Origin of the sequence: Streptomyces sp. NPDC002088 (genome assembly GCF_040296605.1) — a bacterium.
GTDB lineage: Bacteria > Actinomycetota > Actinomycetes > Streptomycetales > Streptomycetaceae > Streptomyces.
Map to the genome: position 1 here is coordinate 21905 of NZ_JBEOXO010000019.1, position 23424 is coordinate 45328.

Annotated in this window: 18 protein-coding genes and 5 pseudogenes; 12 read left to right on the forward strand and 11 right to left on the reverse strand. The window is 68.3% G+C overall.

Going from position 1 to position 23424, the window contains the following annotated elements; genetic code table 11:
* Positions 1-19: 19 nt before the first annotated feature.
* A complete protein-coding gene (locus ABT114_RS32920) occupies positions 20-1030 on the reverse strand; it encodes a tyrosine-type recombinase/integrase (protein WP_351146567.1) in 1011 nt (336 codons plus the stop codon).
* Between the two features lie 539 nt (positions 1031-1569).
* Here ABT114_RS32920 and ABT114_RS32925 point away from each other — a divergent pair.
* The 3 genes from ABT114_RS32925 (at position 1570) to ABT114_RS32935 (ending at position 6371) form a co-directional block, all read left to right on the forward strand.
* On the forward strand, positions 1570-4137 hold the full coding sequence (locus ABT114_RS32925; RefSeq protein ID WP_351146568.1) for an amidohydrolase: 2568 nt from the start codon (positions 1570-1572) through the stop codon (positions 4135-4137).
* Positions 4138-4145: 8 nt separating this feature from the next.
* Positions 4146-4721 carry an amidohydrolase family protein gene (locus ABT114_RS32930; RefSeq protein WP_351146569.1) on the forward strand — a complete coding sequence of 192 codons (576 nt, stop codon included), beginning with the start codon at positions 4146-4148 and terminating at the stop codon, positions 4719-4721.
* A 357-nt stretch (positions 4722-5078) separates the two neighbouring features.
* Positions 5079-6371 (forward strand): cytochrome P450, encoded by a 1293-nt coding sequence (locus ABT114_RS32935; protein WP_351146570.1) that lies wholly within the window; start codon positions 5079-5081, stop codon positions 6369-6371.
* 96 nt (positions 6372-6467) lie between these two features.
* Here ABT114_RS32935 and ABT114_RS32940 read toward each other — a convergent pair whose 3' ends face one another.
* The 3 genes from ABT114_RS32940 to ABT114_RS32950 form a co-directional block, all read right to left on the reverse strand.
* Complete coding sequence (locus tag ABT114_RS32940) at positions 6468-7025, reverse strand: GNAT family N-acetyltransferase (RefSeq protein ID WP_351146571.1); 558 nt, start codon at positions 7023-7025, stop codon at positions 6468-6470.
* Between the two features lie 269 nt (positions 7026-7294).
* Positions 7295-7639, reverse strand: coding sequence for a zinc ribbon domain-containing protein (locus tag ABT114_RS32945; protein ID WP_502988429.1), 345 nt, complete (start codon positions 7637-7639; stop codon positions 7295-7297).
* Between the two features lie 137 nt (positions 7640-7776).
* Positions 7777-7917, reverse strand: a complete 141-nt coding sequence (locus tag ABT114_RS32950; RefSeq protein WP_351146728.1) for a hypothetical protein — start codon at positions 7915-7917, stop codon at positions 7777-7779.
* Positions 7918-8138: 221 nt separating this feature from the next.
* Between ABT114_RS32950 and ABT114_RS32955 the strand changes: the two are divergent.
* From ABT114_RS32955 to ABT114_RS32965, 3 genes and pseudogenes are all read left to right on the forward strand, one after another.
* Positions 8139-8471, forward strand: a pseudogene (locus tag ABT114_RS32955) (helix-turn-helix domain-containing protein); the annotation flags it as partial.
* A 597-nt stretch (positions 8472-9068) separates the two neighbouring features.
* Positions 9069-10496: a group II intron reverse transcriptase/maturase gene (gene ltrA, locus ABT114_RS32960; protein ID WP_351146572.1), complete on the forward strand. Its 1428-nt coding sequence runs from the start codon at positions 9069-9071 to the stop codon at positions 10494-10496.
* A 129-nt stretch (positions 10497-10625) separates the two neighbouring features.
* Positions 10626-11066 (forward strand): annotated as a pseudogene (locus ABT114_RS32965) (transposase); the annotation flags it as partial.
* Between the two features lie 68 nt (positions 11067-11134).
* Here the strand turns inward: ABT114_RS32965 and ABT114_RS32970 are convergent.
* The gene (locus tag ABT114_RS32970; protein ID WP_351146573.1) at positions 11135-12058 is read right to left on the reverse strand and encodes an RNA polymerase sigma-70 factor; all 924 of its coding nucleotides are present in this window, start codon (positions 12056-12058) and stop codon (positions 11135-11137) included.
* 154 nt (positions 12059-12212) lie between these two features.
* Positions 12213-12686, reverse strand: coding sequence for a carboxymuconolactone decarboxylase family protein (locus tag ABT114_RS32975; protein WP_351146574.1), 474 nt, complete (start codon positions 12684-12686; stop codon positions 12213-12215).
* Positions 12687-12950: 264 nt separating this feature from the next.
* On the opposite strand from ABT114_RS32975, the gene ABT114_RS32980 reads away from it, so the two are divergent.
* Positions 12951-13238 carry a DoxX family protein gene (locus ABT114_RS32980; protein WP_351146575.1) on the forward strand — a complete coding sequence of 96 codons (288 nt, stop codon included), beginning with the start codon at positions 12951-12953 and terminating at the stop codon, positions 13236-13238.
* A gap of 180 nt (positions 13239-13418) precedes the next feature.
* Here the strand turns inward: ABT114_RS32980 and rph are convergent, their stop codons facing one another.
* A complete protein-coding gene (gene rph, locus ABT114_RS32985; RefSeq protein ID WP_351146576.1) occupies positions 13419-16013 on the reverse strand; it encodes a rifamycin-inactivating phosphotransferase in 2595 nt (864 codons plus the stop codon).
* 651 nt (positions 16014-16664) lie between these two features.
* Between rph and ABT114_RS32990 the strand changes: the two are divergent.
* Positions 16665-17021: pseudogene (locus ABT114_RS32990) on the forward strand (dihydrofolate reductase family protein); the annotation flags it as partial.
* A 454-nt stretch (positions 17022-17475) separates the two neighbouring features.
* Here ABT114_RS32990 and ABT114_RS33005 read toward each other — a convergent pair.
* Positions 17476-17943: a MarR family winged helix-turn-helix transcriptional regulator gene (locus ABT114_RS33005; RefSeq protein WP_351146577.1), complete on the reverse strand. Its 468-nt coding sequence runs from the start codon at positions 17941-17943 to the stop codon at positions 17476-17478.
* Positions 17944-18105: 162 nt separating this feature from the next.
* Here ABT114_RS33005 and ABT114_RS33010 point away from each other — a divergent pair, with 162 nt between their 5' ends.
* The 4 genes from ABT114_RS33010 to ABT114_RS33025 all read left to right on the forward strand — a co-directional run bounded on the left by ABT114_RS33010 (position 18106) and on the right by ABT114_RS33025 (position 21808).
* Positions 18106-19326, forward strand: a complete 1221-nt coding sequence (locus ABT114_RS33010) for an MFS transporter (RefSeq protein WP_351146578.1) — start codon at positions 18106-18108, stop codon at positions 19324-19326.
* A 185-nt stretch (positions 19327-19511) separates the two neighbouring features.
* Positions 19512-20294, forward strand: a complete 783-nt coding sequence (locus tag ABT114_RS33015) for an aldo/keto reductase (protein WP_502988433.1) — start codon at positions 19512-19514, stop codon at positions 20292-20294.
* 84 nt (positions 20295-20378) lie between these two features.
* On the forward strand, positions 20379-21398 hold the full coding sequence (locus tag ABT114_RS33020) for an aldo/keto reductase (RefSeq protein ID WP_351146580.1): 1020 nt from the start codon (positions 20379-20381) through the stop codon (positions 21396-21398).
* Positions 21395-21808 carry an SRPBCC family protein gene (locus tag ABT114_RS33025; RefSeq protein ID WP_351146581.1) on the forward strand — a complete coding sequence of 138 codons (414 nt, stop codon included), beginning with the start codon at positions 21395-21397 and terminating at the stop codon, positions 21806-21808. Before ABT114_RS33020 ends, ABT114_RS33025 begins: the two co-directional genes overlap by 4 nt.
* A 193-nt stretch (positions 21809-22001) precedes the next feature.
* Here ABT114_RS33025 and ABT114_RS33030 read toward each other — a convergent pair.
* The 3 genes and pseudogenes from ABT114_RS33030 to ABT114_RS33040 all read right to left on the reverse strand — a co-directional run.
* Positions 22002-22370 (reverse strand): annotated as a pseudogene (locus ABT114_RS33030) (VOC family protein); the annotation flags it as partial.
* Positions 22371-22427: 57 nt separating this feature from the next.
* Complete coding sequence (locus tag ABT114_RS33035; protein ID WP_351146582.1) at positions 22428-22640, reverse strand: hypothetical protein; 213 nt, start codon at positions 22638-22640, stop codon at positions 22428-22430.
* A gap of 254 nt (positions 22641-22894) precedes the next feature.
* A pseudogene (locus tag ABT114_RS33040) lies at positions 22895-23407 on the reverse strand (dihydrofolate reductase family protein); the annotation flags it as partial.
* Positions 23408-23424: the final 17 nt, after the last annotated feature.

Genomic DNA, 23424 nt, shown 5'->3' on the forward strand with positions numbered 1-23424 from the left:
GGCCTCAGCGGGCCGGACCTCAACAGCGGTGTCGTATTGGTCCGGGATGATCGGCCAGGACCAGCGTTCGGACCCGTCCTCCGCGGGCAGGGCCAGCCGAGATGCAGTCACTGCGCCACCTCCGGCGACGTGACGTGTGGGGAGGTAAGTGCCTGTATGCGCCACGCGTGGATGTGTTCCATGCCGCGGGCGAGCTTGTCGGCCAGGTCCGGCCGGACAGATGGATGTACTGAAGCGTGGAGTCGGTGTGACGGTGGCCGGCGAAGGATGCGATCGCATGCAACTCCCAGCCCATCCGGGCCAGATCGGTCAGACACAGGTGCCGGGTGGTGTGCGTGGAGAACTGCGGCACGTCGGCCGCAACAGCGATCCGGCGTACCACCTTCGACCACGTCCACAGGCTCAGCGGCTGGCCGTAGTTGCGCCGTGATTCGGACAGGAACAGCGGACCTCTCGCCCGGCTGACCGTGGCCCGGTGGGTGAGGTAGGCCGACATCAGCACGCCGGTCGACGCCGAGTACGGCACCACCCGTTCCAGCCGGTTCTTCGTCGTCTCCGCGCGCACCCGCAACGTACGGTGAGCCGGATCCAGGTCGTCGGTCCGCAGCGAGCACAGCTCTTCGCGACGCAGCGCGGAATCGTAGGCCAAGGCCAGCATCACCCGGTTGCGGATCGGCTCCTCGCGCGCGACGTCCAAGATCGCCAACCACTGCTGTCCGCTCGGAATCCACGGCAGCTTCGTCAGCTGCGGCACCAGGCCGCGCTGGTGCCCGCCCCACCGGCGCCCCGGCGTATAGCGGCCCCGGCCCACCGGATTGGAATCCCGCAGTCCTTCTTCCATCAGGAAGTCGTAGAACAACCGCACCGGCACCAGCCGCTGCTGGATCGTGGCGTTCGCCAGCCCCGACCCCGAATCGATCGAGAGCACGTTCGCACCCCGACGGCTGGGCCGCTCAGTCAGCTCCCTTACGTAGACGGCAATATGAGCGCGACCGGCGACCAGCGGGTCGACACCCTCCCGTTCGCACACCGCCAGGTACTCGGCCAGCCCGCGGGCGTAGGCGTCGATCGTCCGAGGCGCACGACCAAGATCGCACCACACCTGCAGCCAGCCAGCCAGCTGCCTGCTCGTGGCGGCCCAGCACCGGCCACTTCTCCGTCACTCCCACAGCGGCGCTCAAGCCGTCTCCCAAGTTCGTGGCTACACCAGGGAGACATGATCACCCCGGCAGATTCCACGTAACTTTTAAGAGGATCATGCGACAGATGTACGGCCGAGCCGGATTCGACCTCCTCCGCCACCGCATCCTCCTCGCATGACAACGGAACGTCACCACCGACTACGGCACGGAGCCGTTCATTTGGCAGACCCACTCATCCGGCTGACGGTAAAGGACGACGCTGCTACCGGAGCGGAGCGGAGCAGAGCAGAGCACGAGTGCGGGCCATCGTTCGTCGGACTGCCCAGGTTAATTTCACGTACCAAATACTTGGCAGGGGCTGTCACATCTCTGTCGCCGCCCATACGGTCTGCAAGATCGTGTCGATCTTGCAGGAGGTGCGGGACTGGTGGGCATCACACGCCGGACGTTCGTCAAGCGAAGTGGGCACGCCGCGGCCGGGGCCGTATGGCTGGCTGGTGGTGCAGCAGGGCCGGCACGGGCGCAGACCGCCCAGCGAAGCAGCGTTGCTGCGGCGGAACAGGTCGCCATCACGGAAGCGACCAACGCATCGGCCGCTCTGTCTCCGGACGGGAAGACCATCGCCTTCGACCTGGTCAATCTCCTGTGGACCGTGCCCGCGTCCGGTGGCGACGCCACCCGCCTCACCGGAGTCGAACAGGAAGCGACCGAGCCGGACTTCTCGCCAGACGGCAGACGGATCGTCTTCGTCTCCTACGCCGACGGCAACTTCCACCTGTGGCTCATGAACACGGATGGGAGCGGGCTGCGCCAGCTCACGACCGGCTCGTCCGACCACCGCGAACCGAGGTTCTCCCCCGACGGAACCCGGATCGCCTGTGCTGTCGAGACCGGCAGCCGCTACGCCATCCACGTAGTGTCCCTGGACAGCAGCAAGAGCGAGGCCTGGACTCAGGGCACGGCTCAGGAGGCCCAGCCGGTCTGGACGCCGGACGGCTCGGCGATCGCCTTCACCACAGGTACGGGCAGCGCCCCCAGGGCCATCGACCTGGTCAGCGCCTCCGGCGAGCGACGCACCCTGGCCACCGTCTCCGACGGCTTCGTCGCCGGCCCGTCCTTCTCGCCCGACGGCAGCCGGCTTGCCTACGTCCACCTCACCAAAGAGGGCACCTCGCTCGTCGTGGACGGAAAGGTCGTCAGCGACGAGGGGGAGGACGTCTTCCCCTTCCCGGCCCGCTGGATCTCCGACGACGAGCTGCTGCACACGGCCGACGGAAAGCTGCGCCGCCGGATGATCGGCGGCAAGGCGGACGACATCGAGTTCACCGCCCGCGTGACCGTGCCCCGGATCGAAGAGCGGCCCAGCGCACGGGACTTCGACAGCACCGCGGCCCGGCAGGTCAAGGGCATCGTCAGCCCGGCGCTCTCGCCGGACGGCAGCCGGGTCGCCTTCGCCGCACTCGGTGACATCTGGGTCATGCGCCGAGGTGCGACACCCAAGGCCGTGGTCTCGGACGGCAACTACAACACGTCCCCCGCCTGGTCGCCGGACGGCCGCACTCTCGTGTACGTCAGCGACCGGACGGGGGCCGCCGAACTGTGGCTGTACGACCTCGCCCGCGGCGAGCAGCGTCAGCTCACCGCCCTCGGTGGCGGTGTGGACGGCCCCGCCTACAGTCCCGACGGTTCGACGATTGCGTTCATCGCCGACCAGGGCACCCTGTACACCGTCGACGTGGCCACCGGGGGCGTACGCAAGGTCGTCGGCCCGCTCAACTCCCCGGGCCGGCCGAGTTTCTCCGCCGACGGCAAGCGCCTCTCCAGCGCCGTCCTGGTGCCGGTCACGCCGCGCTTCCGCGAGGGCCACAACCAGATCCTCACGATCGAGCTGGCCACCGGTGCGACCGACTACAGCGAGCCGGTCGCCGGAGCGTCGCTCGGCAACCGGGTGGACAGCGGGCCTGTTTACTCGCCCGACGGCAAGCAGATCGCGTACGTCGTCGGCGGCACCCTGCGGATCAGTGCGGTGGACTCGGCCGGCCTGCCGACCGGCGCCGCCCGCAAGCTCAACGACGAGACCGCCGACGCCCCCAGCTGGAGCGGGGACTCGCGCTCGCTGCTCTATCTGTCCGACGGCCGGCTGCGCATCGCCGACGCCGCCGGCGGCCGGTCCCGTGCCGTCCCCGTCAAGCTGACGTGGCGCCAGGCCAAGCCGGCCGGCCGGACCGTGATCCAGGCCGGTGCCCTGTGGGACGGTATGGACTCCCGGCTGCGCCACGACGTCGACATACTCGTCGGGGGCAACCGGATCGTCGACATATCCCCGCGCGGCACCGGCCCCACCCGCAGCGGCGACCGGATCGTCGACGCCCGCCACCTGACCGCCATGCCCGGCCTGATCGCCGTGCACGAGCACGGGCCCTGGGAGCGCAACGACACCGGGCGGCTGTGGCTGTCCTTCGGCGTCACCGCCGTACGCTCCCCGGGCACCGCGAACTACTACGCGGTCGAGGCCAAGGAGGCCATCGACTCCGGACGCCGCACCGGACCCCGGGTGTTCGCAGCCGGAGACCTGATCGACGGATCGCGTGTCTACTATTCCTCCGGCCGCCCGGTGACCAGTGAAGACGAGCTGCAACGCGAACTCGACAAGACCCAGGCGCTCGGCCACGACCTGGTCAAGACGTACGTCCGGCTTCCCTACGCGCTCCAGCGCAAGGCCATCCAGGCGGGGCACCGCCTCGGCCTGCGCGCCACCTCGCACTACCTGTTCGGTCCGCTCGGCCTCGGTGGGGACGGCGCGGAGCACATCGGCGGCACCAGCCGCTACGGGCGCCGCCAGAAGGAAACCCACCTGGGCCACACCTACCAGGACGTGACCGGGCCGCTGGCCCGCTCCGGCATGTCCCTCACCCCGACGCTCGGCCTGTCCGGCCTCGGTCTGTCCACCGTACGGGCCGGGCTGTACCGCTACGGGTGGGTGATCCTCGCCTGACCGAGCTGATGTCCGCAGCCGAGTACGAGGAGTTCCGGGACGGTGTCGAAGCCGCACAGGCCGAGGAGCCCGCAGCGGAGATCGCCTTCGTGAAACGACACGGCGAAACCGTCCGCCGTCTGATCGACGACGGGGCGCATGTGATCGTCGGAACGGACAGTCCGTTGGTCCCCCCGGCCATCTACTACCACCTCAACCTGCAGGCCATGGTGCGATACGGCGTCAGCCCGTACGAGGCGCTGCGCTCCGCCACCGCCGAGGGCGCGCGTACCCTCGGGCTGAGCGGCGACCTCGGCTCAGTGGAGCCGGGCAAGCTCGCCGACCTGGTGCTGGTGGAGGGCAACCCGCTGGAGGACGTTGCTGCAGCCGCGGCGGTACGCCAGGTCGTCGTCGGCGGCGCCGTGCGCAGCGTGGACGACCTCGTCGCCGGGACGGAGGCGACTGCCGGCACCCCGGCGGCTGCCGCACGAGCGCGTACGGCCTCAACCGTCCGCAACACCGTGCTCCCCGACGTGCCCCAGGCCCCGGCCACCGAGCGCTACTGGTGGCACCGAGAGGAGCACGCGAACCACTCCTGCTGCTGAGCGCAAGCTCATATCCATGCGTGCGACTGATGCCCTGAATATGACATATGTGGCATGTGTGGCAGCATGGTATGCGTGGCATTTGGTGAGTGGCGAGAATTTCTTTGCCGAACCTCCGGCTGGGAGGGCTCACACAGGCGAGAGGAGTGCATCATGATCGCCAAGCTGCTCGGCAAGCTGTCCTTCACCCGCCACTACGGTGCGTACGGGGAAAAGGAATGGGATGCGTACGCCGGGGACGACGGGGTCTGACCGCACTATCGGCGGGCGCCCCGGGGCGCCCGTCGGCTCCCTGCCACGATGCCGACGATATCGGCCTGGACAGGTGCGAGCGTCGGGGACGATCTCATGGGCCGAATGAATGAGCCGCCGCGGTTGCCCGAAGCCGACTTCGCGGCCTGGAGCCGTGACCGGCTGGCGCTGGCGCGCCGTGGCGCTGACGAGTGCGGGGACGTCTGGCAGCTGGAGCCGGGTGTCTACGTGGCCGCTACGGCCGGGCCGTGTGAAGCAGTCCTGCACCGCGCGCAGGACTTCCCCAAGGCACCCTCGCCTCTCTTCCCGCCGTTGAAGCGGTCGAGCGGAGCACCGACGCCTGAGGAGCGTGCCCACGCGCACGCCGCCCGCATGCGCGGACTACGCGCGCAGGCGGTCGCAGCCCGGATCGGTGAGATTGCGCCCAGGACCGCTAGATTTGCTGACCAGTGGCCCACGGGCCAGGACGTCGAGATTCTGCCCCCGGTCCGGCACGCCCTGGCAGAGATCGGCGTGCGCTACCTCTTCTCCGAGGACGCTCCCACCCTGCTGCCCTTTGCCGCACAGCTCTTCCTGGCCCGGGAGGTGCTCGTACGCCCCTCGCGCTGGGTATGGCCGCGCTGGATCCCCACACCGGCACGGCGGTTCCGCACACGGCAGCAAGTCGCCTTCATCAACGCTTTGCGGCCCATCGTCCGTCGGCGCATTTCATCGGGCCGGCTCGGTGACGACGTGCTGGGACAGATGCTCCGGCCCTCCTCCCGTTATGGCCTACTGCCGGAAGAGGCCATCCTCGACACTCTCCCCGGAATCACCGTCGCCACCTTCGAGACACCTTCCCGGGCCGCCGGATGGATCCTGCTTTACCTGGCCCTGCACCCCCAGGCAGCGGGCCGCGTCGCGGCCGAAGCCGCCTTGCTGCCCGCGGACCCGGCCGCGACGACCAGCACCCACCTCGACAGCCTGCAATACACCCAGGCACTGGTACGCGAGGTCCTCCGACTGCACCCCCCGAGCTGGCTACTGACCCGGCGCGCCCCGCGACAGACTCAGCTCGCCGACTACACCATCGACGCCGGGTCCACCGTTCTCGTCTGCCCCTACACCGCCCACCGCGACGCACGGGAACACTCCGAGCCGGACCAGTTCCAGCCCGAGCGCTGGCTCGATGATTCGGGCTCGCCGGCGAAACCCGGGGTCTTCCTCTCCTTCGGTACCGGGCCGCACGGCTGCGAGGGAACCGCTCTGGCCATGGCGATGCTGACGCTCCTGACCGCGCAGACCGCCCGCCGCTACCACTTGAGCGAGCCGCCCGGACCGGAACCCAGCTACCAGGTCACCACCTTCGAAGGTCTCACAACTGTCGGCTTGCGCCTGCGTGCCACCGTGCGCAGCTGAGAGCAGTCCTGCTGTCAGTGACAGGCCGCCTCCACCCGCGAACAGCGAACGTTGATCAAGTTCGAGTGCCGTTCCGCACACGCATGGATGACCAGTTCATGGTTCGCTCATCGTGTGTCGCTGGTCGAACTCGTTGGCGAGCATGCCCATCATGACGAGGTCGTGGTGCCGGCCGGCGAAGAAAACGTGTTCCCGCAAGCGCCCCTCCTCGGTGAAGCCGAGCCGCCGCATAAGTGCCAGCGATGCCTCGTTGTGGGCGAAGATCGCTGCTAGGCATTTGTGATAGCGCCGCTCGGCAAACATGAAGCGCATCAGCAGCACCACGGCTTCTACGGCGTAGCCCTTGCGCCGGTGGTCAGCGCCGATCGTGACATCAAACTCGAACCAGCCTGAACGAGGGCCGGTGCGATGTGAGCCGATTGTGCCAACTAGCTCTCCCCTGGCCCTCGTTTCGACTGCCAACCAGAAGCGGTCGTCATCGCACTGGGCAACGGCTTGCTCCTTCGCCCAGGCACGGTAGCTCTCGGCGGACCGCGGTAGATCCAGCCGGCTCCCTCGCCGCCCGTCATCGTCGGCGAAGCGCGTGAACGCTGTCCAGTCGTCGGGCTCGATAGCGCGCAGGCGTACCCGTCTACCAGTCCAGGACGATGCCATGCCCTATGTGATCACACTGCAGTGCGCGCGAGGCTGAGAGGCACGCCGAGGCGGGTGTTGCCCGCCGTGCTCTGTCTCACCGCTGATCGTTGTCCTCTGTCGGCGGTCTCTGAACCTGGGTTCAAGGAACGGCGACATCCTCGTCCGGGGCAGCGGGGTCGCGCAGCGGGCGCAAATCCCCGTCAGCCGGGACGGTGACGCGGAGGCTTTGACTTGCTCTCCCTCCTGAAGGGAGGGAGATTCTGGCCTGCTCGCTCGGTGCGGTGCCGCTACGCGGCACGGGCATCGGGCGGGCTTCCGTGGCTTCCTGTTTCTTCACGCTGCGCCAGAACGGGTTCTGGTCTTACCGGCGCTCCGCAGGCTGTCACCGCCAGTCCGGCGGCCTTGATGTTCTTCGCGGCGTTGTGATCCCGGTCGTGGAAGGTGCCGCAGGCAACGCAGGTCCATTCCCGCACGTGCAGGGGTTTGGGTCCGTCGCGGTGGCCGCAGGTGGAACACACCTGGCTGGTGGGCTCGAACCGGCCGATCCTGACAAAGGTCCGGCCGTACCGCTTCGCCTTGTCCAGGGCGTCCCCCTGGCGGCGGACGCTCGCGTCCCAGTCCGCGTAGATCAACGCCTTATTCTTGAGCAGACCTGCACGACCTCCGGGTGCCGTGGAACTCCGGCGCAGCCGTAGCCGTAGCGACACGCGAAGGTCCCACCCGCGATCACGCGGAACAAACAGGGTGAATCGGCAGCCCGCTCATGCACTCACGGCGCTGAAGAATCGAGGCTGAAGAAGCCGTGGATGACGTCGGCGACGCTCGAGTCCGACACGGAGTTCAGCGCCGAGGACAGCGAGCCCATCGCCGCACCGAGGACGCCGGCCACGAGCAGACCGGAAAACACCACGAGCAGCCCGTGCGACCAGATCCTTGACCTCGGGCTGTCACGAGGGACGCCGTTCGGTAGGCGATCGAGAACGTAGAAAGTGCCTCTGAGCTGCAACGCTAGGACGTTCTGAGGGTCCTGTACGTGGTAGCGGAAGAGGCACTTCCCAGGTGGTCATCAACTGCTTGGCGTTGCTTAAGCGCTGTCCCGTAAGTGATCTTGATGTGCGATGGTCTTGGACTGTGGCTGGTGTAATCACGGCGTCAGAGCCGTCTTGGATAGCCCCGTTCACCGGGCTGAGCCCACGCACCTTCGGCAAGTTGGTGACTCAACTGCGCCGCGAGGGCGCCGGCGCGCCGGGCCGTGACCGGCCTTGGAAGCTCCCGCTTCAGGACCGGGTGCTGCTGGTGGCCGCGTACTGGCGCACCAACCTGACGCTGAGGCAACTGGCGCCCCTGTTCGGGGTGTCGAAGTCGGCGGCGGACCGGGTCATCGACCACCTCGGACCGAAGCTCGCGCTCCCGCCGCGGCGCCGCTTCCGCAAGGACGCCGTGCTCATCGTGGACGGCACTGTGCGCCACGAGGCGCTTGATGACCGGGCGGGGGTGAAAGGACTCCGCCATCGGACTGTCGCAGCAGTCCGGTTGACGCTGAGGGCAGCCTGATCTGGGGGACGCCAGTGAGGGTGGGAAGCGGCCCTGACAACGCCGGGACGTGCTGGCACTGCCAGACGGTGCGGGTCCGGCAAGCGAGACGAGAAGGTGTACGCGAGGAACCAGTGGCAAAGCTCCGTAAGCGACGAACCGGCTCCAATCTGGTGGATATGGGCCGGGATGCAGTGCGTGACCACTCTGGTGGTCAACTCCGAAGCCGCGTAGTGCCGTCGGTGGGGAGGCCACGATGAAGGACTGCGGCGTAGTCGTGGCGATGCTGCCGGAGCAAGAGCTGGGCACCTCCCTCGTCGACCGGTCATCGAGTGAACGTGGGAACCATCCCCGGTCGCCCTCCGGGCCAGGCAGCCGGCCTGGTCCAGGGCAGGCCCGTCGTCGGCCGAGGGCCGCGGGATGGGGCGGAGGTCCCGTAGTAGTCCGAGCGTGCGAGAGGCGCGCACATGGCGAAGGGGGCCAGCAAGTCAGCAGGGAGGAGAATGAAATGCCAGGAGGATTTCGCCGGTGAATACCGACGAACTGGAATCGGCCCTTTACTGGGGCGAACGCCGGGTACCGGGGATTCAGACCAAGCTGCACCAGTGGGCCAGCGGTGATCCTCACCGCCGGTTCGACGACCTGTTCAACCTCGTGACCGATCCCGCCTTCCTTCTGGTCGCGTGGGCTCGGGTGCGGGGTAACAAGGGTGCTCGCACCGCCGGAGTGGACGGACGAACTGCCCACTACGTTGAGGCTGTGCGAGGAGTCGAGGTCTTCCTCGACGAACTGCGGTCTGAGTTGAAGGACCGTAGTTTCCGCCCGTTGCCGGTGCGTGAGCGGCTCATTCCCAAGGCGAACGGCAAGCTCCGTCGCCTCGGGATCGCGACCGTCACCGACCGGGTGGTCCAGGCATCCTTGAAGCTGGTGTTGGAGCCGATCTTCGAGACGGATTTTCACCCACAGAGTTACGGGTTCCGTCCGAAGCGCCGAGCCCATGACGCGGTGGCGGAAGTACGTCACCTGACCTCCCGCTCGTATGAGTGGATCGTGGAAGGTGACATTGCTGCCTGTTTCGATGAAATTTCGCACCCTGCCTTGATGGAAAGGGTGCGAAGACGCGTCGGAGACAAACGCGTTCTGGCCCTGGTGAAGGCGTTCCTCAAGGCGGGCATCCTCGGCGAGGACAAGGTCTTGAGGTCGACCGATGCCGGTACCCCGCAAGGATCGATCCTCTCGCCGTTGCTGAGCAACGTGGCCCTGTCCGTGCTGGACGAGTACATCGCCCAGGCGCCGGGCGGACCTCGTGCCAAGCAATATCAGCAGGCCAAGCGTCGCCGGAATGGTCTGCCCAACTACCGGTTGATCCGGTACGCGGACGACTGGTGCCTGGCGGTATCGGGCACCCGAGCTGACGCAGAGGGCCTGCGTGAGGAGATCGCGATCGTGCTTTCTGCGATGGGCTTGCGTCTGTCGCGAGAGAAGACACTGATCACCCATATCGAGGATGGTCTCGACTTTCTAGGCTGGCGCATCCAACGTCACCGGAAGCGAGGCACCAGCAAACACTTCGTCTACCTCTATCCGGCCAAGAAGGCGCTCCGCTCCATCATGGCCAAGGTGAAGACGTTGTGCTGGCAGGATGTGAACCTGCCGCTCGATGCCCTGCTGCACCGGCTCAATCAGGTGCTGCGGGGCTGGACCGCCTACTTCAAGCACGGTTCGTCGAAGGCGACCTTCAACTACCTGCGGGCCTACACCTGGAAGCAGGTATTTGGATGGCTTCGTCGCAAGCACCGGCGAACCAACTGGAAGGAAATCCGGTGCAAGAACACCAGCGACGGATGGTGGCCCGCCACTAGCGAGGTGACTCTCTTTAACCCCGGGGCAGTAAAGATCGTCTATTACTCCTACCGGGGAAAGAAGATCCCCTCTCCTTGGCCGAGCACAGCATGAGGAAAACCATTTGAACCACCGGGACTTGTGGAGCGCCCGTTGCGTGGAGACGCGCACGGCGGGTGCGGGAGGCGGCCCGGGGAAACCCACCGACGGAAACGTCGGCAGGGCGCCCCGGGCCGACCTCACCTGGTGCCGACCCGCGATCACACCGTGGCTGAGCAGTCGAAGAACTATCGGTACTCGACGAACCATCAGGTGGTCGTCGACGCCGACACCCGGCTGGTGGTCGTGCTCGGCCGGCCACTGCCGGGCAACCGCAATGACTGCCGGGCCTGGGCCGAGTCCGGCGCGAAGGACGCCGTCGGGAAGACCGTAACGATCGCCGACGGCGGCTACCGCGGAACGGGACTGGTCATCCCTCACCGCCGTCGCAGCGCGGACGAAGAACTCCCCGACTGGAAGCAGGCGCACAACAAGAGCCACAGGCAGGTCCGGGCCCGCGTCGAGCACGTCTTTGCCCGCATGAAGACCTGGAAGATCTTGCGCGACTGCCGCCTCCGCGGCGACGGTGTGCACCACGCGATGCGCGGCATAGCCCGCCTGCACAACCTCAACCTCGCCGGATAGGCGCCGGCCACCTGGCGGCCGCTGACATGAGCTGCTGGTGAACGAGCCGACCCACGCCAGTCCCGAGGTCATTTCGTCTGCGGGCGGGCCTGCTTCACCTCGCGGTCGATAGCCCAGGCGTCAGCGACCGGCCCGAGGTGGCCGAGCTTGTCGGGGTTGATCACCGAGCGGATGGTCTGGATCTGCCCATCGAGCACCTCGAGGGCCAAGGTGTGGAGCACCTTGCCGTCCCGGTCGCGGAAGATCGCTCCGGGCTGGCCGTTGACCTCGTGCGGCTCGAAGGTCACGTCGATCCGGGCCATCCGGGGGAAGACGGAGGCGAGCAGCCGGGCCACGTTCTCGGCGCCGATGACGGCCCTGGCCAGCTGCGGTGCCTTGCCGCCGCCGTCCCCGACCATCGACACGTCGGCGGCGAGTAGATCCCGCAGGCCGACGACATCGCCTTCGCGGAGTGCGTCGAAGAATCGCGTCGCCAGTTCCTGCCGCTCCTGACGGTCCGCTTCGAACCGTGGCCGTCCGGCCTGCATGTGCCGCCGCGCCCGTACCAGCAGCTGCCGGCACGCCGCTTCCGACCGCTCCACCGCCGCGGCGACCTCGTCGAAGCCGAAGCCGAACACCTCCCGCAGCACGAACACCGACCGCTCCCGCGGGCTGAGCCGCTCCAGGAGCAGCAGCGCCGCCATCGACACAGAGTCGGCCAGTTCCGCTGAGCGTGCCGGATCCTGATAGGGATCGGTGAGCAGCGGCTCGGGGAACCACGGCCCGACGTACTCCTCCCGCCTCACCCGTGCGGAGCGCAGCACGTCGATCGAGATCCGCGTCACAGTGGCGGACAAGAAGGCCTTGGTCGACGTGGGCCGGGTCGCCGAGCCGTCGAAGCGCAGCCAGGTCTCCTGTACCGCGTCCTCGGCCTCTCCCACGCTGCCCAGAATCCGGTAGGCGATCGAGAACAGCAGCGGCCGCAGCTCCTCGAACTCCTCGACCTTGCTCACGCCGACTCCCCCTTGCAGTCCTCCCGCCCGGCCGTACTCGTCGGCGCGGGCATCTTCTGGTGATCATCCGGTCCACCGGCGGCGCAGAGCAAGGCCCCCACGGTCCCGGAGCCCAGAGCCCGGGCCCGGGCCCGGGCCGGTTGCCGACGACCGTTCAGTGGAACTGCCCCACCTCGTAGTCGCCGGCCGGCTGCTGGGTGATGATGTTCAGCCGGTTCACCGTGTTCATGAAGGACACCAGGATCACCAGGGCGGTGAGCTGCTCCTCGTCGTAGTGCTCGGCAGCACGCGCCCAGACCTCGTCGCTGACCCCGCCGGCCGCGTCCGCGACCCGGGTCCCCTGCTCCGCCAGCTCCAGCGCGACGCGTTCGGCCTCGGTGAAGACCGTGGCCTCCCGCCACGCCGCCACCAGGTTCAGCCGCACCGGGGCCTCCCCGGCAGCGGCGGCCTCCTTTGTGTGCATGTCGATGCAGACGGCGCAGCCGTTGATCTGGCTCACGCGCAGCGCCACCAACTCCTGCGTCGCGGCCGGCAGCGGGGATTCCTTGAGCGCCCTGCCCGCCGACATGAAGTACTTGAGGGCCTTGCCGGGGTTCGGGCTGGCGAAGTAGTTCAGTCGCGCGTCCATCGTGTGCTCCTCCGTGGTCGTCAGTGGCTACACCCCCTGAGACGAGGTAGCCCCAAGCCCTGTGACGCGGACGCGTGTGACCCACGTCTCCCTGCTGCCGGGGTGTTCGGAGATGCACAGGCGGGGTTGCTGTCTCGTCACAGGGGTGCGGGCAATCCTCGATCAAGGAGCCGATGATGAACCTCACGCTGTGGATCACTGCTGGCCGCTGTCTGACTGGCCAGCAGTGCCAAGACGTTCGTGCCCAAGGAGAAGACGGCCGGCATGGGCACCGCCACCCGATGGGTCGAGGACTTCAGCCCCGGCGCCCTCCAGGCCATCGGCGCCCTTGAACTCCTGGCCACGGCGGGCCTGGTCCTGCCCGCCATGCCAGACATCGCACCGGTTCTGGTGCCGCTGGCCGCCACCGGCCTGGTGTTGCTGTTCGTCGGCGCGGTGATCACGCGCCTCCGCCATGGCGAGAAGCTGACGATCGCGGGCGACGTGGTCTATCTCGCCCTGGCCGCCTTCGTGGCATGGGGCCGCTTCGGCCCCGAGTCCTTCACCGGCTGACCACTCAGCTCAGGGCGAGCCGGTTGCCGAAGGCGCCCGGGCTCAGCCCGGTGTATGGACTCCGGAACGGCTCCGGCGCCGTAATCATGCCAGCCACGACCCATGTTCACCGCACCTCAAGATCACTTGCGGGACAGCCCTTAGCCGGCAGCTACGGATGGGGCTTCTCGGTGTGGTCGGTCAAGGCAGGATCTCGACGTACCCGTCGGTTCCGTGCACGCGGATCCGCTGCCCGTCCCGAATCAGCCGGGTGGCCTGCTCCACGCCCACGACGGCCGGCAAGCCGTACTCCCGGGCGATCACCGCGCCATGAGTCATCAGGCCGCCCACCTCCGTCACCAGGCCCGCGATTCCGACGAACAGCGGCGACCAGCTAGGGTCCGTGAAGGTCGTGACCAGGATGTCGCCCGCTTCGAGATCTGCCTCCGCCATGTCAAGGATGACGCGGGCCCTTCCCTCGATGGTCCCGGTGGAAACCGGCAGGCCGATCAGGGCGCCGGCCGGCACGTCGTCGCGCCGGTACGCCCCGGTGACGGCCTCACCATCCGATGTGAGCACCCGGGGCGGTGTGAGCGCGTGGTACGACCGGAAGGCGTCCTTGCGCTGCTGGATGAGCTGGTCATCCACCTGGTTCGAGCGCACGACGTCGTGGAGTTCTTGGAACGTGAGGTAGAAGATGTCCTCCTTCTCAGGAAACACGTTGGCTTGCACGAGGCGCTCGGCCTCCTCCAGCAGGGCCTGCTTGTAGACGAAGTAGCGGCTGACGATGCCGTACTTCGGGTACTCCCGGTACCCGATGAAGGTTCTGACCCGGTCGATCATCCCCTTGGCCTCGTCGGCTTTCTGGTCCCCGTCCGGCAGGGCCCGCAAGCGGGACAGCACGTCCTGTTCCTTCTTCTGCGCCTTCTGCCGCCCTTGTTCGAAGCGCCGCTCGGCGGCGCCCGGTTCGAAGTTCCTGACGTTGTCGAGGATCACGGGCACGAGCGTGGTGGGGCGCTCGCGCCAACGCGGCCTCGTGATGTCGATCTCGCCGACGCAGCGCATGCCGTACCGATCGAGGTAGGCCTCTATGGCGTCGCGCGCTTCGGTCCCGCCCGCGAGCTTCGCCAGCTCGTCCAGGAAGCCCTCGTCCTCGACGCCCTGCAGGAACGCCACCACCTCCGGCTGCGGGCGGATCACGTCCGCGACGTCGAGCAACGCCAGTCCCATCTCCGACGTGACGTTGTCGGGGGCGGACAGCGTCAGCGTGTCAGCCGCGTTCTTCTCGCCCAGCCACTCCTGCAGCTTGTCGTTGAGCCACCACGTGGCCTCCATCCCCGCCATGATCGCCTGCATGCTCAGCGGATCACTGAGGACTCGCTTGTGCTCCTCGAAGGCCTCCAGCAGGAAGTCGAACAGCGCCGGTCCGGTCTTCGTCCGGATGTCGCGCTCCAGGGCGGCGATGGACACCCGGCTGCGCTCGATCAGCTCGGTCACGATGGCCGGATCGGTCTCGATCGTGGCGGACGCACCGGCCGGCGGCCCGCCGGGACCCGCGTCCGGGAGCGACGGGACGAAATCGTCGTGGTCGAGGACGGTCTCCAGAGCGTCCCTGATCAGCGGGTCGCCTCTCCCCATGACGTCCAGGAGGCCGGCGCGGCTCGCGGGCGAGGCCAGGCGCCGGGTGACGTCGACGAACAGTCTCCCGCCGGCCTCGCGCATCGGCACCATGGCCGTCAGCTGCCACATGGAGAGCCCCAGGGGCTTCATGGGGTCGGTCATCATCTGTCCATGACCGACGGAGACGTAGACGTGATTCTCCTGGTCGCCGGTCTCGGGGATGGGGAACAGCGTCGTGATCGGCCGGCTCTGAACGATCTGGAAGCCATCGTCGACCAGGCACCATTCGATGTCCTGCGGGCGGCCGAAGTGCGCTTCGATCCGCCGCCCGAGCTGTACGAGCCGCACGACCTGCGCATCCGTCAGCGCCGGCTGCTCCTGCCGCTGCGAGTCGATCGCCACTTCCTGCGTACCGCCGGCCGGCAGGGCGTGAACGGCACGCTGTTTGGCGGCGATCGCTTTGGCGACGACTTCGCCGTGTCGCACCTTGAAGACGTCCGGGTTCACCAGGCCGGAGACCAGGGCCTCGCCGAGGCCGAAGCCGGCGTCCACGGTGGCGACCTTCCGATTGCCCGTGACGGGGTCGGCCGTGAACAGGATGCCGGCCGCGTGCGGGAAGACCATCTGCTGCACGACCACGGCCATGTGGACCGTGCGGTGGTCGATGCCGTTCCGCTGGCGGTAGGTCACGGCCCGCTCGGTGAACAGCGAGGCCCAACACCGGCTGACGTGCTGGAGGATCGCCGTCGGCCCCACGACGTTCAGGTACGTGTCCTGCTGGCCGGCGAAGGAGGCCGTCGGCAGGTCTTCTGCCGTCGCGCTGGATCGGACGGCGTAGGCGGCTCGCTCGCCGAGCCGGCCGAGCGCGCGGGTGATCGCAGCCGCGAGATCGCCCGGGATGGCAATCCCTTCGATGATTCGACGAATCCGCGCGCTGAGGGTGCGGATCGCCTCCCGGTCGTCCGGGTTCAAGCGTGACAACTGATCGAGCCGATCGTCGATCGACGGTGCTTCCGCCATGATCCGCCGGAAGGCGTCCGTCGTCACGCAGAAGCCGGCCGGCACGCGGATGCCGTCGATCCGCGACAGGCCACCCAAGTGCGCGCCCTTACCGCCAACAACCGCGATCTGCGTCGCGTCGACCTCTTGAAGGTCCAACACGTACTGCTCACTCATTGCTGTACCTCCGAGGCAGCCGTGCTCCGTCGCACTGCGGTGGCCGATCGAATCACCGGCGCCTCCCACTCTGTCGACCCTCTTGTCGAGCACGTCCTCATCCCTGCTTGCCTTTCCTCTGACGAGTCGGCCGGCCGCTCCGCCCGGTCGGGCGGCGCGCACCCCCGCGCCTCCGCGCCGAGCACCCGAAACTGCAACTCCGCTGCCGGTCCCACCGCTGGTTCGACGTCACCGCGCCCCTCATACGTCGACAACAACACACGCACGTCGTACCCCCACCTCCGCAGGTTGGGGCATCGGCCGACGATTCTGCGCCGTGACCCGGGTCTTGCGGCAAGCCCCCCAGTGCGCTATACGTTGAGAGTGGCAAGGAGAGAGTTCTCCTTGCCTTTGCGTTTGTCTTTCTGCACTGCCCAGGTCCTCCTCCTGCACGCCACTTGGTCTCACGCTTTCGCCAGGCTTGGTGTCCGGCACCTGGGCAGGTAAACGAAAAGCGCCTCTGACTCCGGGAAACAAGACGCCACCGCGACCAACGCGGCTCGCAAGGGTCTGCCCTGGAGACCGCCCGCTGGAAGACCTGATCCTGTTGACCGCCGCGCACCGGCACACGAATCTCACCCTCGCCCCCTCGCGCCGCTCAGCACCCGAACAATGACCAGACCAACGGGCCAGGTGATCTGCGACATCACGATCTCGGCTGACGGGTACTCGGCCGGGCTCAACCAGACCGAGGAACGCCCGTTCGGCGACGACGGCGGCGACGGCTCGGGCGACAAACTCCACGCCTGGATGTTCGACGCTCCCGACGAGAACCGGGCCGAGATCGACCAACTGGCCGCCGCCAAAGCATTCATCATGGGTCGCAACATGTTCGGCCCAGTGCGTGGCGAGTGGGATCGGCAGTGGAACGGCTGGTGGGGCGACGATCCGCCGTTCCACGCGCCGGTGTTCGTGCTCACCCACCACGCGCGCGAGCCGCAGCCGATGGACGGCGGCACCACGTACTACATGTGCAATCACAGTTCGTCGATCAGGCCGGCGGCGAGGTACTGGTTGATGGTGATCGCGCCGCCATGGATCGAGACAACGCTGCTGTCCTGAACCGGAGGACTTGTCGCACAGCCACCGATGGCAGTACCGGGGACGGTCAGGCCGTGCTGCCGCTGGCGGTGTGGCTGGGGTCCGCTGCCCAGGACGCCGGCAGGCGCAGGCTGTCGTGGGTCGGGGTGCCGGATTCGGCAGTCCAGACGATGATCTGCGGGTCGGGGTCGACCGCCCACGAGCGGAGTTCCGCCGCGTCGGAGGAGACCGCCGCCTCGTCGCGCGGGGAGCCGGCCGCGGCCGTTGACGGTCGACGATCACATGGTTCTCGGAGCCGAGGTGGGCTCGGTCAACGGGTGAGGGGCCGACGTGATCGCCCCCACGTGAACCATGCCCGCAGGTGCCGTCCGGACCGCGACGGCTACAGCTCACCCGGCCTGCTGTCCTGTCGCCGGACGACCCGCACGAGCGGGGCCAGGTCGGGCTCCGACGCGGCGGCGTCGAGTGCCTCGCGCAGCGCCTCGTTGTTGGTCGGGCGGGCCGCCTCCAAGAGGGCGAGGCCCGCTTCGGAGACATTGGTGTAGATGCCCCGCCGGTCGGTCGGGCACAGATAGCGGGAGAGCAGGCCTCGGTCCTCCAGGCGCGTGACGAGCCGGGTGGTGGCGCTCTGGCTGAGGACGACGGCGTCGGCGACCTGCTTCATCTGTAGGTGGCCGCCCTCTCCGTCGTGCTGGCGGCTGAGGACGTCGAGCAGGAAGTACTCGCGCACGCTCAGGCCGTGCTCGGCCTGTAGTACGCGCTCGAGGTGCGACTCGATTCTGCCGTGGAGCAGGGACAACGCGCACCAGCCCTGAGCGAGGGAGGTGAGCGCGGGGTCGGTGGCGGTCATGTGGCAGGCGTCCTTCCGTGAGGGCCCTCGGAGCCCTTCGAGAGTCTCTCCAGAGCCGTACAAGGCATACGCCACTATACCGCGTTTGCATTAGCGCGCGCATGCAATTATTGTGGTCGCTCGTAAGGAGCTGCCACAACGTCCCTTCGGAAGGTTACTTCCATGCCTCTCGCGCTCCTGGCCCTCGCCATCGGGGCCTTCGGCATCGGCACCACCGAATTCGTCATCATGGGCCTGCTGCCCGACGTCGCCGCCGACTTCGGCGTCTCGGTGCCCACCGCAGGATTCCTCGTCACCGGATACGCACTCGGCGTCATGTTCGGCGCCCCGCTCATGACGGTCCTCGGCACCAAAATCTCCCGCAAGAACATGCTCATGCTGCTCATGGGCCTGTTCATCGTGGGCAACGTCATCTCGGCAGTCGCCCCGGTCTTCGCCGTCATGCTCATCGGCCGCGTGGTCGCCTCACTGGCCCACGGTGCGTTCTTCGGCATCGGCTCCGTCGTCGCCGCCGAACTGGTCGCCCCCGAGAAGAAGGCCGGCGCCATCTCCATGATGTTCACCGGTCTGACCGTCGCCAATGTCGTCGGCGTGCCGCTCGGCACGTTCGTCGGGCAGAGTGCCGGCTGGCGCACCACCTTCTTCATCGTCGCCGCGCTCGGCGTCGTCGGTCTCGCCGGCATCGCCAAGCTCGTCCCGGACATGCCCAAGCCGGAGGGCGTACGTCTGCGTCACGAGGTGGCCGCGTTCAAGAACGTCCAGGTGCTGCTCGCCATGGCGATGACGGTGCTCGGCTTCGGCGGTGTCTTCGCGGCCATCACCTACATCGCGCCGATGATGACCGACGTCGCCGGTTACGCGGAGTCGTCCGTGACCTGGCTGCTCGTCCTGTTCGGCCTCGGCATGGTGGCCGGCAACCTGACCGGCGGAAAGTTTGCCGACCGCAAGCTCATGCCGATGCTCTTCACCGCGCTCGGCGGCCTGGCCGTGGTCCTGGCTCTGTTCACCGCCGGTGCGCACAACAAGGTCACGGCAGCCGTCGCCGTGTTCTTCATCGGGGCCCTGGGCTTCGCCACGGTGCCGCCGCTCCAGAAGCGGGTACTGGACTACGCACACGGAGCACCGACCCTCGCCTCCGCCGTCAACATCGGCGCCTTCAACCTCGGCAACGCGCTGTCCGCCTGGCTCGGCGGCATCGTCATCGCCGCCGGCTTCGGCTACACCTCGCCCAACTGGGTCGGTGCGGTCCTCGCCGCCGCGGCCCTGGTCCTCGCCGTCGTCTCCAGCACCCTGGAGCGCCGCGCCCCCGAACGCCACTCGCCCGTCACCGCGCCGCCCCGGGCTCCAGCCGCGGCGGAGCGGCCCGTAGCCGCGGACCGCTGACCGTGCAACCGCTCACCGCGCGCCACTGACCGCGCGCCGACCGCGCACAGCACAGACCATCGACTACGTACCCAGGGACCATCCCCCCATCGCCCCCATCACCATCGGCGACAGCAAGATCGACAAGGACAAGGGAGAACATCGTGACCTCCATCCCCACCGTCACCCTCAACAACGGCGTCACCATGCCGCAGCTCGGCTTCGGTGTCTTCCAGGTCCCCGACGAGGAGACCACCACCGCCGTCGCCACCGCCCTGCGGGCCGGCTACCGCAGCATCGACACCGCCGCGATCTACGGCAACGAGCGCGGCGTGGGCCAGGCACTCGCCGACTCGGGCATCGCCCGCGACGAGCTGTTCATCACCACCAAGCTGTGGAACGCCGACCAGGGCTACGAAGCCACGCTCGCCGCGTTCGACGCCTCCCTGGACAAGCTCGGCCTGGACCACGTCGACCTGTACCTCATCCACTGGCCGACCCCGGCCCGTGACCTGTACCTCGACACGTGGCGTGCGCTGGAGAAGCTGTACACCGACGGGCGCACCCGCGCCATCGGCGTCTCCAACTTCCAGCCCGCACACCTGGAGCGCCTGCTCGGTGCCGCCTCGGTCGTCCCGGCCGTGAACCAGATCGAGCTCCACCCGGGGCTCCAGCAGGCCGAACTGCGCGAGTTCCACGCCGGCCACGGCATCGCCACCGAGGCGTGGAGCCCGCTCGCCCAGGGTGCCGTCCTCAAGGACGACGCGGTCACCACGATCGCGGCCGCGCACGGCAAGAGCCCGGCCCAGGTAGTCCTGCGCTGGCACCTGCAGATCGGCAACGTGGTCATTCCCAAGTCGGTCACCGAAAGCCGTATCCGCGAGAACTTCGACGTCTTCGACTTCGAGCTCAGCCCGCAGGAGATCGACGCGCTGACCGCGCTCGACCGCGGCATGCGTACGGGCCCGGACCCCGACACCCTCAACTAGCCGACCACCAGGGCCCACGCCCGACCGAGAACGACTCCTCCTTCGTACCCCCCCACACGCAGTAACACAGATTGAGGCACCACCATGAGCATCCGCTCCCTCCTGCCGGGCCGCATCGGCTTCGGCACCGCACCGCTCGGCAACATGTTCCGCGCCATCCCCGACGAAGAGGCTGCCGCCACCGTGCAGGCCGCCTGGGACCAGGGCATCCGCTACTTCGACACCGCCCCCCTGTACGGTGCGGGCCTGGCGGAGATCCGGCTCGGCGACGTCCTCGCCGGCAAGCCGCGCGACGAGTACGTCCTGTCCACCAAGGTAGGCCGGGTCATCCTCGACGAGATCGAGGACCCTGCGAGCCGTGAACTCGGCGAGAAGGGCGCCCTGTTCGAGCACGGCCGCCCCAACAAGATGGTCAACGACTACAGCGCCGACGCGACGCTGCGCTCCGTCGAGGACAGTCTCAAGCGCCTCCGGACCGACCGCCTCGACATCGTCTGGGTACACGACATCGCCCAGGACTTCTACGGCGACGACTGGGTCGGCGTGTACGAGAGCGCCCGCACCGGTGCGTTCCGCGCCCTGACCCGGCTGCGCGACGAGGGCGTCATCAAGGCCTGGGGCCTCGGCGTCAACAAGGTCGAGCCGCTGGAGATGACGCTGGACCTGGACGAGCCGCGCCCCGACGCGTTCCTGCTGGCCGGCCGCTACACGCTGCTCGACCACTCCCGCGCCCTCCAGCGCCTGCTGCCCGCCGCGGCCGAGCAGGACGTCGACATCGTCGTCGGCGGCCCCTACAGCTCCGGCATCCTCGCCGGCGGCAGCCACTTCGAGTACGCCGAGGCGCCCGCCCACATCGTCGACAAGGTCGGCCGGATCAAGGCGCTCGCGCAGGAGCACGGCATCGGCATCAAGTCCGCCGCCCTCCAGTTCGTGCTGGCCCACCCGGCCGTCGCCGCGGTCATCCCCGGCGCCACCCGGCCCAGCCGAATCGCCGAGGACCTCTCCGCGCTCGCCGAGGACGTCCCGTACAGCTTCTGGAAGTCCCTGCGCGAGCAGAAGATCATCGCGCACGACGCGCCGGTCCCCGTGAAGGACGCGTCGTGACCGCCGCCCGCGTCACCCTCGACGTGCCGCAGCCCGCCGACCGGGTCTGGCAGCTCATCGGCGGCTTCGGCTCCCTGCCCGACTGGTTGCCGTACATCACGGAGAGCCTGCTGGGCGAGGGCGGTCGGCTGCGTACGCTGACGAATGCCGAGGGCGGCGTCATCGTCGAACGCCTCGAAGCCTTCGACGAGACGGCCCGCGGTTACACCTACTCGATCGCGCAGGCCCCCTTCCCCGTCACGGGCTACCGCTCCACGCTCCAGGTCGTCGACCTCGGCGTCGACGGATCCCGGGTTGAGTGGTCGGGCACGTTCACCCCGGATGGTGTCACCGACGCCGAGGCGACCGCACTCTTCGAGGGCATCTACCGGGACGGCCTGGCCGCCCTGGCGGAGAAGCTCGCCGCCTGACCGGGACGGGTGACAGCCGACGAGGGGGTCGGGATCCCAGCGATCCCGCCCCCCTCGGTCACGCAAGCCCACCTCGCGAGCCCGGTGAGGACACGTCATGAACCCTGCTTCCGAAGCGCCGACCCCGCTCATGCTCGGTCGTGGGGGGTTGAAGGCTCATGTGTCGGGGTGTCGTCAAGGCCCCGCGTCAGGACGGGGCGAGGACGCGGAACTCGTTGCCCTCCGGGTCGGCGAGGACCGTCCACGGCACCTGGCCCTGACCCACGTGGGCGGGCGTCGCCCCGAGAGTCTTCAGACGCGCGACCAACTCAGCCTGACGGGCCGCAGAGGTGGTGGCGAGGTCGAGGTGCACACGGTTCTTTGTCGTCGTTTTGGGTTCCGGGACGGGAACGACGTCGATGCCTACGACGACCGGGTCCGGCCAGACGAAGCCACCGACGGGTCCGACGTAGGTGGTCACGCCGGGGCTGTAAGCACTCCAGCCGAGCGCCTCCGCCCAGAACCGGCCGACCGCCGAGGCGTCAAGAGCCTTGATGATCACGTGAACAGGCCGCAGCGCCATGCCGGCGATCCTATGCGCCCGCTCTGCTACGACAGCCGCACCGTCGCCGAACAGAGATCACCCGCAGGCCCACCGGCCGTACCGCTCCACCAGAAACTCGGTGACCGGATCCAGCGAGCACCAACGGTTCTCCTCCACGGCATCTGCGCCGGGCAGCAGGGGCGCGGCACTCTCGGCCAACGCCCTCGCCGCACCCTCGTCCAGCTCGAACGGATGCCGCGACGGATCCACTTCGGCCCAGGTCAGGGAATGCGCCCACAGCTCAGTCACCGTGCCACTCTGCCGTGTGCAGCCACGCGAACACCAATGCAATATCGACCGTTCCGCTGCCACGACCGGGCCAGGACAAGAGTGTCGCAGCGCGCCCGTGGGCCGAGGCCGAACGCCTCACGGGCGTCTCCGCCGAGTGCTGGGCATACGGTCGGGACCCATGAAGTGCGGTCCTGCCGGACCAAAGGCGTGACGGCGACGACCTGGCGCATTCACCACCGCCGACGACGCGGACCCACACGGCGCGGGCGGCTTCAGTCGTCGCGCCCGGCACCGCGATCGGGTGCGCTCATGTCACCCGTCCCGGGCGTGCCGTCGGCGAGCCCGTAGCGCAGGTACACGGTGCCCTTCGGACCGGCCACCGGCGGTTCGAGGAGGGTGACGTTCGTGGGCACCGCGCCACCGTCGAACACCTTCTTCCCGACGCCGAGCACGATCGGGTGCACCCAGAGGTCGAGACGGTCGAAGAGTTTCTCGCGCAGGAGGGTCTGCACCAGGTTCAGGCTCCCGACGACCTTCACGTGCTCGTGCCGGTCACGGATCTCGCGCACCGCGCCGGCCAGATCCGGGCCGAGCTGCGTGGACCCGGCCCACGAGAGGTCGGGCCTGCCGCGGGAGGCCACGTACTTGGGGACGGTGTTGAAGAGCGTGGCGGTCTCGTTGTCCTGGCCGCCCTCCTGGTGCGGCCAGTAGGCGGCGAAGATGTCATACGTCCGCCGGCCGAGCAGAAGGGCGTCCGTGCCCTCGTACGCGGCGCCGCCGCGTGCTCAGCGGCAGGTCGCGA